Source organism: Pseudomonas sp. AF03-9 (assembly GCF_020515815.1).
In the GTDB taxonomy this organism is placed as follows: Bacteria; Pseudomonadota; Gammaproteobacteria; order Pseudomonadales; family Pseudomonadaceae; genus Aquipseudomonas.
Map to the genome: position 1 here is coordinate 139,424 of NZ_JAHPJF010000003.1, position 13,128 is coordinate 152,551.

Below are 13,128 nucleotides of genomic sequence, written 5' to 3' on the forward strand. Positions count from 1 at the left end.
TTGTGTGGGAGCGGGCTTGCTCGCGAAGGCGGCGTGTCAGGCGACTGATTTGTTACTGACCCACCGCATTCGCGAGCAAGCCCGCTCCCACACAAGCTCCCCTGCATGGGAACTGTGTACACTGCGGGTCCGCGAAAGGAGCCTGCCATGTTGATTGTTGCCGACGAAAATATTCCGCTGCTCGATGCCTTCTTCGAAGGCTTTGGCGAGATCCGCCGGGTGCCCGGCCGTTCCATTGACCGCGCCACCGTGGAGCAGGCCGATGTGCTGCTGGTGCGTTCGGTGACCAACGTCAATCGCGCGCTGCTGGAAGGCTCGTCGGTGCGGTTTGTCGGCACGTGCACCATCGGCACCGATCACCTGGACCTCGACTACTTCCAGCAGGCCGGCATCCAGTGGTCCAGCGCCCCCGGCTGCAATGCGCGGGGCGTGGTGGATTACGTGCTGGGCAGCTTGCAGACCCTGGCCGAGATCGAAGGTGCCGACCTCAATCAGCGCACCTACGGCATCGTCGGCGCCGGGGAAGTCGGCGGGCGGCTGGTCAAGGTGCTCAAGGGCCTGGGCTGGAACGTGCTGGTGTGCGATCCGCCACGGCAGGGCGCCGAAGGCGGGGATTACGTCAGCCTGGAGCAGATCATCGAGCAGTGCGATGTGATCAGCCTGCACACGCCGCTGACCAAGTCTGGCAACGGTTCCACCTGGCACCTGTTTGATCGTCAGCGCCTCAACCAGCTCAAGCCCGGCACTTGGCTGATCAACGCCAGCCGTGGGCCGGTGGTGGACAATGCGGCCCTGCGCGAAGTGTTACTGGCGCGCGAAGACCTGCAAGCAGTGTTGGACGTGTGGGAAGGCGAGCCCGAGGTCGACATCGACCTGGCCGACCTGTGCGTGCTGGCCACGCCGCATATCGCCGGCTATAGCCTGGAAGGCCGCCAGCGCGGTACGGCGCAGATCTATCAGGCGTTCTGTGCTTATCTGGGGCAGGCGCCGAGCATTCAACTGAGCGACCTGCTGCCGCCATTGTGGCTGGCCGAGGTGCACCTGAATGCAGAAACCGACCCGGCCTGGGCGCTGGCGACCTTGTGCCGCAGCGTGTATGACCCGCGCCGCGACGATGCGGATTTTCGCCGCAGCCTTGTAGGTACGGTGCAGGAACAGCGCACGGCTTTTGACCTGTTGCGCAAGCATTATCCGGCGCGGCGTGAGATCGATGGTTTGAGCGTGCGCATCAACGGTGAGTCGGCGGTGCTGACCCGTATCGTCTCGGCGTTGGGCGCCAAGTCCCTGTAGGCGCTCCCACGCCACAAAAAAACCCGGCCACCTGGGCCGGGTTTGAAAGAGCTTGGGCGCTTCAGCCTTGCTTGGCAGGCGTGACCAGTCGCTGTTCCAGCTCGCTGCACGCTTGCTGGATCATCTCTTCGGTGATCTGCACTTCGCGGCCCGTTGCATCGATATACGAGCAAGGCAACTGCTGCGGCTGACGGATCACTTCAATCTTGGCATTGCTGCTGGTGTGCAAGGTCATGGCCTGTCTCCTCATCAGGTTGTGTACCTACTCTAATTCCCCCGCGTGACCGCGCTGTTACAACTCCCTGCAAGATCATCGGTTCGAACCCTCAGTCCACCAGAAACCACTGCGGATTTCCAGCCGGGTATTAGACCGATAGCCTCTAGGCGCCCATGCTGGCGGGCATAATTAACCTGACTCATTGTTATTCAGCCAAGTTCCCCCAATGTTGCAGTGTAGATACCTATCCTCCTTGCGCAGGTGATGCCCTCCATGTTCTCGATCCGTCAACGCCGTGCGATCCGCCTGGCCAGCCGCTTTATCGCGCCCTACCGCTGGCAGGCGCTGGGTGCCTTGTTGGCGCTGATCATCACGGCAGGCATCACCTTGTCCATGGGGCAGGGCATCCGCCTGCTGGTGGACCAGGGCTTCATGACCCAATCGCCGCACCTGCTCAACCAGTCCATCGGTCTGTTCATGCTGCTGGTACTGGGCCTGGCCGTGGGCACCTTTGCGCGGTTCTACCTGGTGTCGTGGATTGGCGAACGGGTGGTGGCGGACATCCGGCGTCAGGTGTTCAACCACCTGATCTACCTGCACCCGGGGTTCTACGAGAACAACCGCAGCTCGGAAATCCAGTCGCGGCTGACCACCGACACCACGTTGCTGCAATCGGTGATCGGTTCGTCGCTGTCGCTGTTCCTGCGCAATGGGTTGATGGTCATCGGTGGCATCGTGCTGCTGTTTGTCACCAATCCCAAGCTCACCAGTATTGTGGTGGTTGCGTTGCCGCTGGTGCTTGCGCCGATCCTGATCTTCGGCCGCCGCGTGCGCAGCTTGTCGCGCCAGAGCCAGGACCGGATCGCCGACGTGGGCAGCTATGTGTCCGAGACCCTTGGGCAGATCAAGACCGTGCAGGCCTACAACCATCAGGTGCAGGACGAGCAGCGCTTCGCCATGACCGTGGAAGAGGCCTTCGCCACGGCGCGCAAACGTATCGTCCAGCGCGCATGGCTGATTACCCTGGTGATCATGCTGGTGCTCGGCGCCGTGGGTGTGATGCTCTGGGTGGGGGGTATGGACGTGATTGGCGGGCGCATTTCCGGTGGGGAGCTGGCGGCGTTTGTGTTCTACAGCCTGATCGTCGGCAGCGCTGTCGGCACCCTGAGTGAAGTGCTCGGCGAATTGCAGCGTGCTGCCGGTGCCGCCGAGCGCATCGGCGAATTGTTGCAGTCAAACAATGACATCCAGGCTCCTGCCACCGGCACGGTCCAGTTGCCGGAGCGCGTCAGCGGTCGTATGGAGTTGCAAGACGTGCGCTTTTCCTACCCATCGCGGCCGGACAGCTACGCCATCGACGGCTTGAATCTGACGATTAACCCTGGCGAAACCCTGGCCCTGGTCGGCCCGTCCGGCGCAGGCAAATCGACGATTTTCGATTTGCTGCTGCGTTTCTATGACCCGCAGCACGGCCGTATCCTGATCGAAGGCCAGCCGCTGACCGAACTTGAGCCCATGGACCTGCGCCGCCAGTTCGCCCTGGTGTCCCAAAGCCCGGCGCTGTTCTTCGGCAGCGTCGAAGAAAACATCCGCTATGGCAACCCGACCGCCACCCGGGAACAGGTCGAAGCCGCCGCACGCATCGCCCACGCCCACGATTTCATCCTGCAAATGCCCGACGGCTACCAGACCCACCTGGGGGACGGCGGCATGGGCCTTTCCGGCGGCCAGCGCCAACGCCTGGCCATCGCCCGCGCCTTGTTGGTGGATGCACCGATTCTGCTGCTGGACGAAGCCACCAGTGCGCTGGATGCCCAGAGTGAGCACTTGATCCAGCAAGCCCTGCCGCAACTCATGCAGGGCCGTACCACGCTGGTGATCGCCCATCGGTTGGCAACGGTGAAGAACGCGGACCGGATCGCGGTGATGGACCAAGGCAAGCTGGTGGCGGTGGGCACGCATCAGCAACTGATTGCGAGCAATGCGCTGTATGCGCGGTTGGCGGCGTTGCAGTTCAGTGACAGCCCCTGACGGGCGTAGTGAGCGGGCTTGCCCCGCGCTGGGGGGCGAAGCCGCCCCAAATCCAGGCCCCGCGGTCTTACTGATACACCGTGGTGCCTGGGTTTAGGGCGGCTTCGCCCCCCAGCGCGGGGCAAGCCCGCTCACTACAACCAGGACTATTGGTCGTCAAAGTAGCGTTCGTGCCAATCCACCAGCGGCTGCGGTGAATTGAGCTTCTGCCCGTAGATCACCGAATAAGACAGCACGTTCTGTACGTACTGGCGGGTTTCGTCGAACGGGATGCTTTCCACCCACACGTCGAAACTCAGGTGATCGGCGCCGCGCAGCCATTGACGTACGCGACCGGGGCCGGCGTTGTAGGCGGCCGATGCGAGCACGCGGTTGCCGTTGAACTGGCTGTGCACCTGGCTCAGGTAGGCCGCGCCGAGCTGGATGTTTTTGTCCGGATCGAGCACCTGGGTCGGGGAGGCCAGGGGGATGCTGAACTTGCGCGCGGTTTCCTTGGCGGTGCCGGGCATCAGTTGCATCAGGCCACTGGCGCCGACGCCGGAGCGGGCGTCGTCCATGAACGCGCTTTCCTGGCGGGTGATGGCGAACACCCAGCTCGAATGCAGGCCGCGCACCTTGGCTTCACGCACCAGGGTGTCGCGGTGGGCCATCGGGAAGCGGATGTCCAGGTCGTCCCAGTACTGCGCCTGGCTGATGGTACGGATCGCCGGGAAGTACCACTTCATGTCGTAGGCCAGCTTGGCCTGGGCGACCATTTCGTCGCGGTTGAAGTGGCGGCTGACGTGATACCACTCACGACGGCCATCGACGATCTGGCCGCGGGCGTAGAACTCCAGGGCGCGGCGCACGCCTGGGGTGTTGCGCACCTTGTTGGTCAGCGCCTGGCTCATCACCAGCGGTTTGTTGGTCAACTGGTAGGGGGATTTGGAGCGGTCGGCGGCGAGGAAACCGTAGAAATCACGTTCCTTGGCCACGTTTTTGTACAGCACCAGGGCTTGCGGGTTTTTGGGTTCGGCCAGTTCCAGGGCGCGGGCCTGCCAGTAGCGCCAGCGGTTGGTGGTCGCCAGGTCTTGTGGGAGCTTGCGGGTGAGCTGGTAGGCATCTTCCCAACGTGCCAGGCGCAGCAGCAGGCGCAGGCGCCATTCGGACACGGTGTTGTCGCGCAGCTCCGGGTCGTACTGGGTCATCACGTCAAGGGCGCGCGGGTCGTAGCGACGTGCCAGGGTCAGGCCGATTTCACGGGCGATCGACACTTTTTCGTCACGGGAGAAGTGCATGCTGCTGGCATAGCCGTCGAGCAGGGCCATGGCCTTGTCCGGGTCCTGGCGCGCCAGGCGACGCAGGCCCAGGCCCACGGCGTCAGACATGGCCTCGTTGACCGGCCGGAAGCGCGACGGGTCGCTCAGCATCTCGGGCTTTTGCGCAACGTCCACCATCAGGCGGCCTTGGGCGCCGAGGGTTGGCAGGGTTTTCACCAGGCTGTTGGCCAGCGCGTAGTTGCGCGCTTCGGCGGCGAGTTTGGCACGGTCCCAGATCTTCTGTTCGGTGAGTTGGCCGTCTGCGGCCCATTGGGCGAAGGTGGCATCACAGGCGGCTGGCTGGGACTTGCCGGTCAGCCAGAGCTTTTCGGTGGTCTTGTAGCCTTCTGCCTTCAGATTGTGGGTGAGTTGGTACTGGGCGTGCAGGCAGTCCAGTTCGACGAAGTTGAGCTTGGGCTCGTAGTACTTTTCAAAGGTCTGCCAGTCGCCGCGCTCGGCCAGCCAGCGCAGCCAGCGCAACTTCATCCAGTTGGCTTGGGGCAGGTCACCGTTTTTGCCGAGAAATTGTTCGATTTCCTCGTTGCTCGCGGTTTTCAGGCGCGCGGTCAGCTCGTCGTAGGCCAGGTACGGCGTCAGCGGGTAGTCGGCCAGCGCCTGGCTGTATTGCATGTACGGGCCGGAATCGCCCTTGGCCAGGGCACGCTTGGCCTCATCGTAATATTGACGTTGGGTAGTGAGGTCCACGGCCTGGGCGGATTGGGCGGCAGTGGCGGAAAGAAGCAGACAAGATAAAAAGTTGAAAAGGCGACTGCGCATGAGACGTCCGTGCAGAGAAATCACGAAGAGCGCCGGTAAGGCCGACACTAGATTGCCCCTAGCTTAGCCTTTTGCTCGACACCTACGAAAGCTTTGCTGGCCGGTTCGTTCAGGTTCGCCGGAAATGTCCTACAGAACGTGTCGATAGCGAAAATGCCAGCCGCATCCCACCCCTAACTCAGGTAGAATGCGCGCCCAGTTTTTGGAGAAGCGTATGACCCTGCTCAAATTCAGCGATGTGTCCCTTGCTTTCGGCGCTATGCCGTTGTTGGACAAGGTGTCCTGGCAGATCGCCCGTGGTGAGCGGGTGTGCATCATCGGCCGCAACGGCACCGGCAAGTCCAGCATGATGAAGCTGGTAAAAGGCGACCAGAAGCCCGATGACGGCTCCGTGTGGCGCTCCCCAGGCCTCAAGATCGGCGAATTGCCGCAAGAATTGCCGGTGGCCGACGGACGGACAGTGTTCGACGTGGTTGCCGAAGGCCTCGACGGCGTCGGCGCACTGCTCGCCGAATACCACCACCTGGCACAGAACTGCGTCACCGAAGACGACCTGAACAAGCTGATGCATGTCCAGCAAGACCTCGAGGCCCGTGACGGCTGGCGTTTGCAGCAACTGGTCGACAGCACTCTGAGCCGCCTGCAGCTGCCGCCCGACAAGACCCTCGCCGAGTTGTCCGGCGGCTGGCGTCGTCGTGTGCTGCTGGCCCAGGCCCTGGTATCCGAACCGGACCTGCTGCTGCTCGATGAGCCAACCAACCACCTGGACATTGGCGCCATCGCCTGGCTGGAAGAAGCCCTCAAGGATTTCCAGGGCGCCGTGCTGTTTATCACGCACGACCGTTCCTTCCTGCAAAACCTGGCCACACGCATCCTTGAACTGGACCGTGGCGGCCTGATCGACTGGAACGGCGACTACGCCAGCTTCCTGGTGCACAAGGAAGCCACCCTGGCGGCTGAAGAGACCGCCAACGCGCTGTTCGACAAAAAGCTGGCCCAGGAAGAAGTCTGGATCCGCCAGGGCATCAAGGCCCGTCGCACCCGTAACGAGGGCCGCGTGCGCGCCTTGAAAGCCCTGCGCGTCGAGCGCAGCGAGCGTCGCGAGCGTACCGGCAAGGCGAATATCCAGCTGGATACCGCCGAGAAATCTGGCAAGCAGGTGATGGTGCTGGAAAATGTCAGCTTCCATCACCCGGACGGCCCGTTCCTGATCAAGGACTTCTCCATGGTCCTGCAGCGTGGTGACCGTATCGGCCTGTTGGGCGCCAACGGTACTGGCAAGACTACCTTGCTCAAGCTGATGCTCAGCGGCCTGCAACCGACCAGCGGCAAGGTTGAGGAGGGCACGCGCATCGACGTGGCTTACTTCGACCAGTTGCGCCACCAGTTGGACCTGGAAAAAACCGTGATCGACAACGTCGCCGAAGGCCGTGACTTTATCGACATCGACGGCCAGAGCCGTCACGTGCTCAGCTACCTGGGCGACTTCCTGTTCAGCCCGCAGCGTGCACGCACGCCGGTGAAAGCCTTGTCTGGTGGTGAGCGTGCGCGCCTGCTGCTGGCCAAGCTGTTCAGCAAGCCGGCGAACCTGCTGGTCCTCGACGAACCGACCAACGACCTCGACGTGGAAACCCTCGAGCTGCTGGAAGAGGTGTTGCTGACCTTCAACGGCACCGTGCTGATGGTCAGCCACGACCGGGTATTCCTCGACAACGTGGTCACCAGCACCCTGGTCTTCGAAGGTGAAGGCAAGGTGCGCGAGTACGTCGGTGGTTACCAGGACTGGCTGCGTCAGGGCGGCTCGCCGCGCCTGCTGGGCGTGACCGAGAGCAAGTCCGGCAAGGCCGACCTGACGTCGGCGGTGGTGACGCCTGTGGTCGCCGCTGCACCGGTCCAGGAAGCAGCACCGGCTGCCAAGAAGAAGCTGAGCTACAAGCTGCAGCGCGAGCTGGAAGCCCTGCCGGGTGACATCGACGCCAAGGAACAGCAGATTGCGGCGGTAGAGGCCGAAATGGCTGACGCGGGGTTCTACCTGCGTCCGGCGGCTGAGACTGCCAAGGTCATCGCCTCCCTGGAAAAGTTGAACCAGGAGCTGGAAGCGTTGGTTGAGCGTTGGGCTGAGTTGGATGCCTGATTGATTCCTGCACATTAAAAAAGCCCGGCTTTCATTCGCATGAACGCCGGGCTTTTTGTATGAAATGCTATCAAACGTGTGGGAGCTGGCTTGCCTGCGAAAGCGGTGTATCAGCCGCCAAATGCCGCAGTTGACAGACCGCTTTCGCGGGCAAGCCTGCTCCCACATTGGATCTTCATATCGCTCAAGGGGCTTTGACCAGCTTGACGGCCAGTACGTCGCACGGCGCACCGTGCAGCACGTCGTTGGCGGTGGAGCCCAGCAGCAGCGCCAGGCCGTGTCGCCCATGGCTGCCGACCACGATCAGGTCGCAATTCTGTTCCTTGGCCAGGTGGTGGATTTCCTGGCGTGGTTGGCCGTAGGTGAGGTGGGAATTTTCCTTGGTCACCTCAGGATATTTGAGGATCAGGCGGTCAAGACGCTCCTTGGCCTGATCAAACTGTTGTTGCTGCAGCTGGGACAGGTCCATCGGCACATCGCCGCCAAAGGCCATGGCCATGGGCTCGACGATATGCACCAGCGATAATTTGGCGCCGCTGGCGACGGCTAACGCGCGCGCACGTTTGATGACTGGATCGCACTCTTCAGTCAGGTCGACAGCGACCAGAATACGTTCGTAGGACATGGGGCGTTCCTCCAGGGGACTGCAATAGATTCAGTATGGCTGCTTTCAAGCGGATGGGGTTGCGTCAGATCAAATCCGCTCATCTAGAAATTCGGGAGTACACATATGACGGTCTGGATAGTGGTGTCAATCCTTGTGGTGGTTCTGAGCCCTCTGGCCTGGCTGCGCCCTTCGCGCCATCAGAGCGGGCGCATGGCCCTGCGCATGGAGGCGCGCCGCATCGGCCTGGCCATGCAATTGGCGCCTCAGGAGTGGCCGCACTGGCTCAAGCAGGAGCCGCCGAGCCCGTGCGCGCAGTACTGTCGGCCACGGCGCGGCAGCACACCGGCGCTCTGGAGTTACTGGCAACTGGAGCCGGGGGTGTGGGTCAACCAGTGGCGTGAAGTGTGCGTCGACGAGACGTTGCTGGGGTATTTTTCGACGCTGCCGGACAACGTCTACAAAATCGAGGCGGATAAACAAATGATCGCCTTGTATTGGGGCGAGAAGGGTGATGCGAGTGTGTTGAAGGACATTGATACGCTGCTCAAAGCCTTGGCCTGAGCCAACCCGTGCAGCAAAAATGGCAGGCAATAAAAAGCCCGACATCATCATCGGGCTGGAGTTGGCCAGGCAGGCCGGTAATTCTGAGTTGTCTTGCGCCGGATGTTCATCCGTGCGCTTTGCGGTTGCGGCTAGCCTAGCCGTATATCCGAATCTGTACAGCCTTTTCCCGGCTCTTTTCTATTATTGATTTCGTGAATATTCGAATATTGACGAGGCGTCGGTGTGGGCGCGGGGTTCTGAAATGACTGGAAAGTCGCGTTTTTCCTAGCCTTTCGAGCGATTGACAATTGCCCGGAATTGGATGAAGGTGGCGTACCCAAATCAAACGGGCGTATGAATTGAGCGTTTGTCTGTCAGACCGCTCATACATAATCCCGACTATCGCATTGGCGGGTGTGCCTGGCGGATTGGCCTGAACGTTGACCAAATCATCAATGTCCAACCAATAGGCCAGCGTCCAATGTGTACTGTTCAGCTTCCATATCGTGGAGATCAGTTGATGATTTACGAAGGTAAAGCCATCACGGTTACGGCTCTTGAAAGTGGCATCGTCGAACTGAAGTTCGACCTCAAGGGTGAGTCCGTCAACAAGTTCAACCGTCTAACCCTGAATGAATTGCGTCAGGCCGTAGACACCATCAAAGCAGATGCTTCGGTCAAGGGCGTGATCGTTTCCAGCGGCAAGGACGTGTTTATCGTCGGCGCTGACATCACCGAATTCGTCGACAACTTCAAGCTGCCCGATGCCGAGCTGGTGGCTGGCAACCTCGAAGCCAACAAGATTTTCAGCGATTTCGAAGACCTCAACGTGCCGACCGTTGCCGCAATCAACGGCATCGCGTTGGGCGGCGGCCTGGAAATGTGCCTGGCGGCGGACTTCCGCGTCATGTCGGCCACGGCCAAGATCGGCCTGCCTGAAGTCAAACTGGGCATCTACCCAGGGTTTGGCGGCACCGTCCGCCTGCCGCGCCTGATCGGTGCGGACAACGCCATCGAGTGGATTGCCGCCGGCAAGGAAAACCGTGCTGAAGACGCGCTGAAAGTCGGCGCCGTCGATGCCGTGGTTGCCCCGGACAAGCTGGCAGAAGCCGCACTGAACCTGATCAAGGGCGCCATCAGCGGCGAATTTGACTACAAGGCCAAGCGCCAGCCGAAACTGGAAAAACTCAAGCTCAACGCCATCGAACAAATGATGTCGTTCGAAACCGCCAAAGGTTTCGTGGCTGGCCAGGCCGGCCCGAACTACCCGGCGCCGGTTGAAGCGATCAAGACCATCCAGAAAGCGGCGAACTTCGGTCGCGACAAAGCCCTGGAAGTCGAAGCAGCAGGTTTCGTCAAACTGGCGAAAACCTCGGCGGCCCAGAGCCTGATCGGCCTGTTCCTGAACGATCAGGAACTGAAGAAAAAGGCCAAGGCCTACGACGAAATCGCCAAGGACGTGAAGCAGGCTGCCGTACTCGGCGCCGGTATCATGGGCGGCGGTATCGCCTATCAGTCGGCGTCCAAAGGCACGCCGATCCTGATGAAAGACATCAATGAACACGGCATCGAGCAGGGCCTGGCGGAAGCCGCCAAGCTGCTGGTCGGTCGTGTGGATAAAGGTCGCATGACCGCAGCGAAGATGGCTGAAGTGCTTAACGGCATTCGTCCTACGCTGTCCTACGGTGATTTCGGCCATGTCGACCTGGTGGTCGAAGCGGTTGTCGAAAACCCGAAGGTCAAGCAAGCCGTATTGGCCGAAGTGGAAGCTCAGGTCAAAGACGACACCATCCTGGCGTCCAACACCTCGACTATTTCCATCTCGCTGCTGGCCAAGGCCCTCAAGCGTCCGGAAAACTTCGTCGGCATGCACTTCTTCAACCCGGTGCACATGATGCCGCTGGTAGAAGTGATCCGTGGCGAGAAGTCCAGCGAGCTGGCCATCGCCACCACCGTTGCCTACGCCAAGAAAATGGGCAAGAACCCGATCGTGGTCAACGACTGCCCGGGCTTCCTGGTCAACCGTGTGCTGTTCCCGTACTTCGGCGGTTTCGCCAAGCTGGTCAGCGCCGGCGTGGACTTCGTACGCATCGACAAGGTCATGGAAAAATTCGGCTGGCCAATGGGCCCGGCGTACCTGATGGACGTGGTCGGCATCGACACCGGCCACCACGGTCGCGACGTAATGGCTGAAGGCTTCCCGGACCGCATGAAAGACGACCGCCGCTCGGCTGTCGACGCGCTCTACGAGGCCAAGCGCCTGGGCCAGAAAAATGGCAAGGGCTTCTACGCCTACGAGACCGACAAGAAGGGCAAGCAGAAGAAAGTGGCCGACCCTTCGGTGCACGAAGTCCTCGCGCCTGTCATCTACGAGCAGCGTGAGGTGTCGGACGAAGACATCATCAACTGGATGATGATCGCCCTGTGCCTGGAAACCGTACGTTGCCTGGAAGACGGCATCGTTGAAACCGCCGCCGAAGCCGATATGGGCCTGGTGTACGGGATTGGTTTCCCTCCATTCCGTGGTGGTGCGCTGCGTTACATCGATTCGATCGGTGTGGCCGAGTTCGTTGCCCTGGCTGATCAATACGCTGATTTGGGCCCGCTGTACCACCCGACCGCGAAGCTGCGTGAAATGGCCAAGAACGGCCAGAGCTTCTTCGGTTAAGCGCCCAAACGACTAGAGCGAGACTATTTATGAGCTTGAATCCAAGAGACGTGGTGATTGTCGACTTCGGTCGCACGCCAATGGGCCGCTCCAAGGGCGGCATGCACCGCAACACCCGTGCCGAAGACATGTCGGCACACCTGATCAGCAAATTGCTGGAACGCAACGTCAAGGTTGATCCGAGCGAAGTCGAGGACGTGATCTGGGGCTGCGTCAACCAGACCCTGGAGCAGGGTTGGAACATCGCGCGCATGGCGTCGCTGATGACCCAGATCCCGCACACTGCGGCCGGCCAGACCGTCAGCCGCCTGTGTGGCTCGTCGATGAGCGCGCTGCACACCGCTGCGCAAGCGATCATGACCGGCAACGGTGATGTATTCGTGGTCGGCGGCGTGGAGCACATGGGCCACGTCAGCATGATGCACGGCGTCGATCCGAACCCGCACATGTCGCTGTACGCGGCGAAAGCCTCGGGCATGATGGGCCTGACCGCAGAAATGCTCGGCAAGATGCACGGCATTACCCGCGAAGCCCAGGATGCGTTCGGCCTGCGTTCCCATCAGCTCGCCCACAAGGCGACGGTGGAAGGCAAGTTCAAGGACGAAATCATCCCGATGAACGGCTATGACGAGAACGGTTTCCTGAAACTGTTCGACTACGATGAAACCATTCGTCCGGACACCACCCTGGAAAGCCTGGCGGCCTTGAAGCCGGCGTTCAATCCAAAGGGCGGTACCGTGACGGCGGGCACTTCGTCGCAAATCACCGACGGTGCTTCGTGCATGATCGTGATGTCGGCGCAGCGTGCCCAGGACCTGGGTATCCAGCCGCTGGCGGTGATCCGTTCGATGGCAGTGGCGGGTGTGGACCCGGCAATCATGGGCTATGGTCCAGTACCGGCCACACAAAAAGCCTTGAAGCGCGCGGGCCTGACCATCAACGACATCGACTTCTTCGAGCTCAACGAAGCTTTCGCCGCACAGGCCTTGCCAGTGCTGAAAGATTTGAAAGTACTCGACAAGATGAATGAGAAGGTTAACCTGCACGGCGGCGCGATTGCCCTGGGCCACCCATTCGGTTGCTCCGGTGCGCGTATCTCCGGCACTTTGCTGAACGTGATGAAGCAAAATGGCGGCAACCTCGGGGTTGCAACCATGTGCATTGGTCTCGGCCAAGGCATTTCCACCGTCTTCGAACGCGTCTAAGCGTTGGGTTGACGGAAGCCGGGGCCCAGTGCCCCGGTTTTTGTTTTTGGGCAGTTTCGTATTTTTTTTCAACAAATTTTGTAAGAGGGGCAGAGCATGAAAGTCGAACCAGGGCTCTACCAGCATTATAAAGGTCCGCAGTACCGTGTTTTCAGTGTGGCGCGGCATTCCGAGACCGAAGAAGAAGTGGTGTTCTACCAAGCACTGTATGGGGATTACGGCTTTTGGGTACGCCCATTGAGCATGTTCGTGGAGACCGTCGAAGTTGACGGTGAGCAGGTCCCGCGCTTTGCTTTGGTCCAGGCCGAACCCAGTCTTTTTTCAGGGCAATAACAGCTGGTCGCGCGGAATGCTGCGC

Annotated in this window: 10 protein-coding genes; 7 read left to right on the top strand and 3 right to left on the bottom strand. The window is 60.8% G+C overall.

Translation table 11 applies throughout. The features are described from left to right. Positions 1–147: 147 nt before the first annotated feature. Complete coding sequence (gene pdxB / locus LIY36_RS07650) at positions 148–1,290, top strand: 4-phosphoerythronate dehydrogenase PdxB (RefSeq protein WP_226455310.1); 1,143 nt, start codon at positions 148–150, stop codon at positions 1,288–1,290. A 61-nt stretch (positions 1,291–1,351) separates the two neighbouring features. On the opposite strand, the gene LIY36_RS07655 is transcribed toward pdxB, so the two are convergent. After that, entirely contained in the window at positions 1,352–1,525 is a 174-nt protein-coding gene (locus tag LIY36_RS07655; RefSeq protein WP_192298617.1) for a PA1571 family protein, read from the bottom strand. 246 nt (positions 1,526–1,771) lie between these two features. On the opposite strand from LIY36_RS07655, the gene LIY36_RS07660 reads away from it, so the two are divergent. Further along, entirely contained in the window at positions 1,772–3,538 is a 1,767-nt protein-coding gene (locus tag LIY36_RS07660) for an ABC transporter transmembrane domain-containing protein (protein WP_226455311.1), read from the top strand. Between the two features lie 146 nt (positions 3,539–3,684). Here LIY36_RS07660 and LIY36_RS07665 read toward each other — a convergent pair whose 3' ends face one another. Next, positions 3,685–5,613 (bottom strand): transglycosylase SLT domain-containing protein, encoded by a 1,929-nt coding sequence (locus tag LIY36_RS07665; RefSeq protein ID WP_226455312.1) that lies wholly within the window; start codon positions 5,611–5,613, stop codon positions 3,685–3,687. Between the two features lie 214 nt (positions 5,614–5,827). Between LIY36_RS07665 and LIY36_RS07670 the strand changes: the two genes are divergently transcribed. Beyond that, the gene (locus tag LIY36_RS07670; protein ID WP_226455313.1) at positions 5,828–7,747 is read left to right on the top strand and encodes an ATP-binding cassette domain-containing protein; all 1,920 of its coding nucleotides are present in this window, start codon (positions 5,828–5,830) and stop codon (positions 7,745–7,747) included. A gap of 184 nt (positions 7,748–7,931) precedes the next feature. Here the strand turns inward: LIY36_RS07670 and LIY36_RS07675 are convergent, their stop codons facing one another. Then, entirely contained in the window at positions 7,932–8,372 is a 441-nt protein-coding gene (locus tag LIY36_RS07675) for a universal stress protein (protein WP_192298621.1), read from the bottom strand. 105 nt (positions 8,373–8,477) lie between these two features. Between LIY36_RS07675 and LIY36_RS07680 the strand changes: the two genes are divergently transcribed. From LIY36_RS07680 to LIY36_RS07695, 4 genes are all read left to right on the top strand, one after another. Continuing rightward, complete coding sequence (locus LIY36_RS07680; protein WP_226455314.1) at positions 8,478–8,915, top strand: hypothetical protein; 438 nt, start codon at positions 8,478–8,480, stop codon at positions 8,913–8,915. A gap of 502 nt (positions 8,916–9,417) precedes the next feature. After that, positions 9,418–11,565, top strand: a complete 2,148-nt coding sequence (gene fadB / locus LIY36_RS07685) for a fatty acid oxidation complex subunit alpha FadB (protein WP_226455315.1) — start codon at positions 9,418–9,420, stop codon at positions 11,563–11,565. Between the two features lie 29 nt (positions 11,566–11,594). After that, on the top strand, positions 11,595–12,770 hold the full coding sequence (fadA, locus tag LIY36_RS07690) for an acetyl-CoA C-acyltransferase FadA (RefSeq protein WP_192298624.1): 1,176 nt from the start codon (positions 11,595–11,597) through the stop codon (positions 12,768–12,770). 96 nt (positions 12,771–12,866) lie between these two features. Continuing rightward, the gene (locus LIY36_RS07695; RefSeq protein ID WP_028619417.1) at positions 12,867–13,103 is read left to right on the top strand and encodes a DUF1653 domain-containing protein; all 237 of its coding nucleotides are present in this window, start codon (positions 12,867–12,869) and stop codon (positions 13,101–13,103) included. Positions 13,104–13,128 lie beyond the last annotated feature (25 nt).

Excerpts from the sequence above, each read along its gene's own strand:
- pdxB (WP_226455310.1), top strand. The coding sequence starts at position 148 with ATGTTGATTGTTGCCGACGAAAATATTCCGCTGCTCGATGCCTTCTTC.
- LIY36_RS07655 (WP_192298617.1), bottom strand. The coding sequence starts at position 1,525 with ATGACCTTGCACACCAGCAGCAATGCCAAGATTGAAGTGATCCGTCAG.
- LIY36_RS07660 (WP_226455311.1), top strand. The coding sequence starts at position 1,772 with ATGCCCTCCATGTTCTCGATCCGTCAACGCCGTGCGATCCGCCTGGCC.
- LIY36_RS07665 (WP_226455312.1), bottom strand. The coding sequence starts at position 5,613 with ATGCGCAGTCGCCTTTTCAACTTTTTATCTTGTCTGCTTCTTTCCGCC.
- LIY36_RS07670 (WP_226455313.1), top strand. The coding sequence starts at position 5,828 with ATGACCCTGCTCAAATTCAGCGATGTGTCCCTTGCTTTCGGCGCTATG.
- LIY36_RS07675 (WP_192298621.1), bottom strand. The coding sequence starts at position 8,372 with ATGTCCTACGAACGTATTCTGGTCGCTGTCGACCTGACTGAAGAGTGC.
- LIY36_RS07680 (WP_226455314.1), top strand. The coding sequence starts at position 8,478 with ATGACGGTCTGGATAGTGGTGTCAATCCTTGTGGTGGTTCTGAGCCCT.
- fadB (WP_226455315.1), top strand. The coding sequence starts at position 9,418 with ATGATTTACGAAGGTAAAGCCATCACGGTTACGGCTCTTGAAAGTGGC.
- fadA (WP_192298624.1), top strand. The coding sequence starts at position 11,595 with ATGAGCTTGAATCCAAGAGACGTGGTGATTGTCGACTTCGGTCGCACG.
- LIY36_RS07695 (WP_028619417.1), top strand. The coding sequence starts at position 12,867 with ATGAAAGTCGAACCAGGGCTCTACCAGCATTATAAAGGTCCGCAGTAC.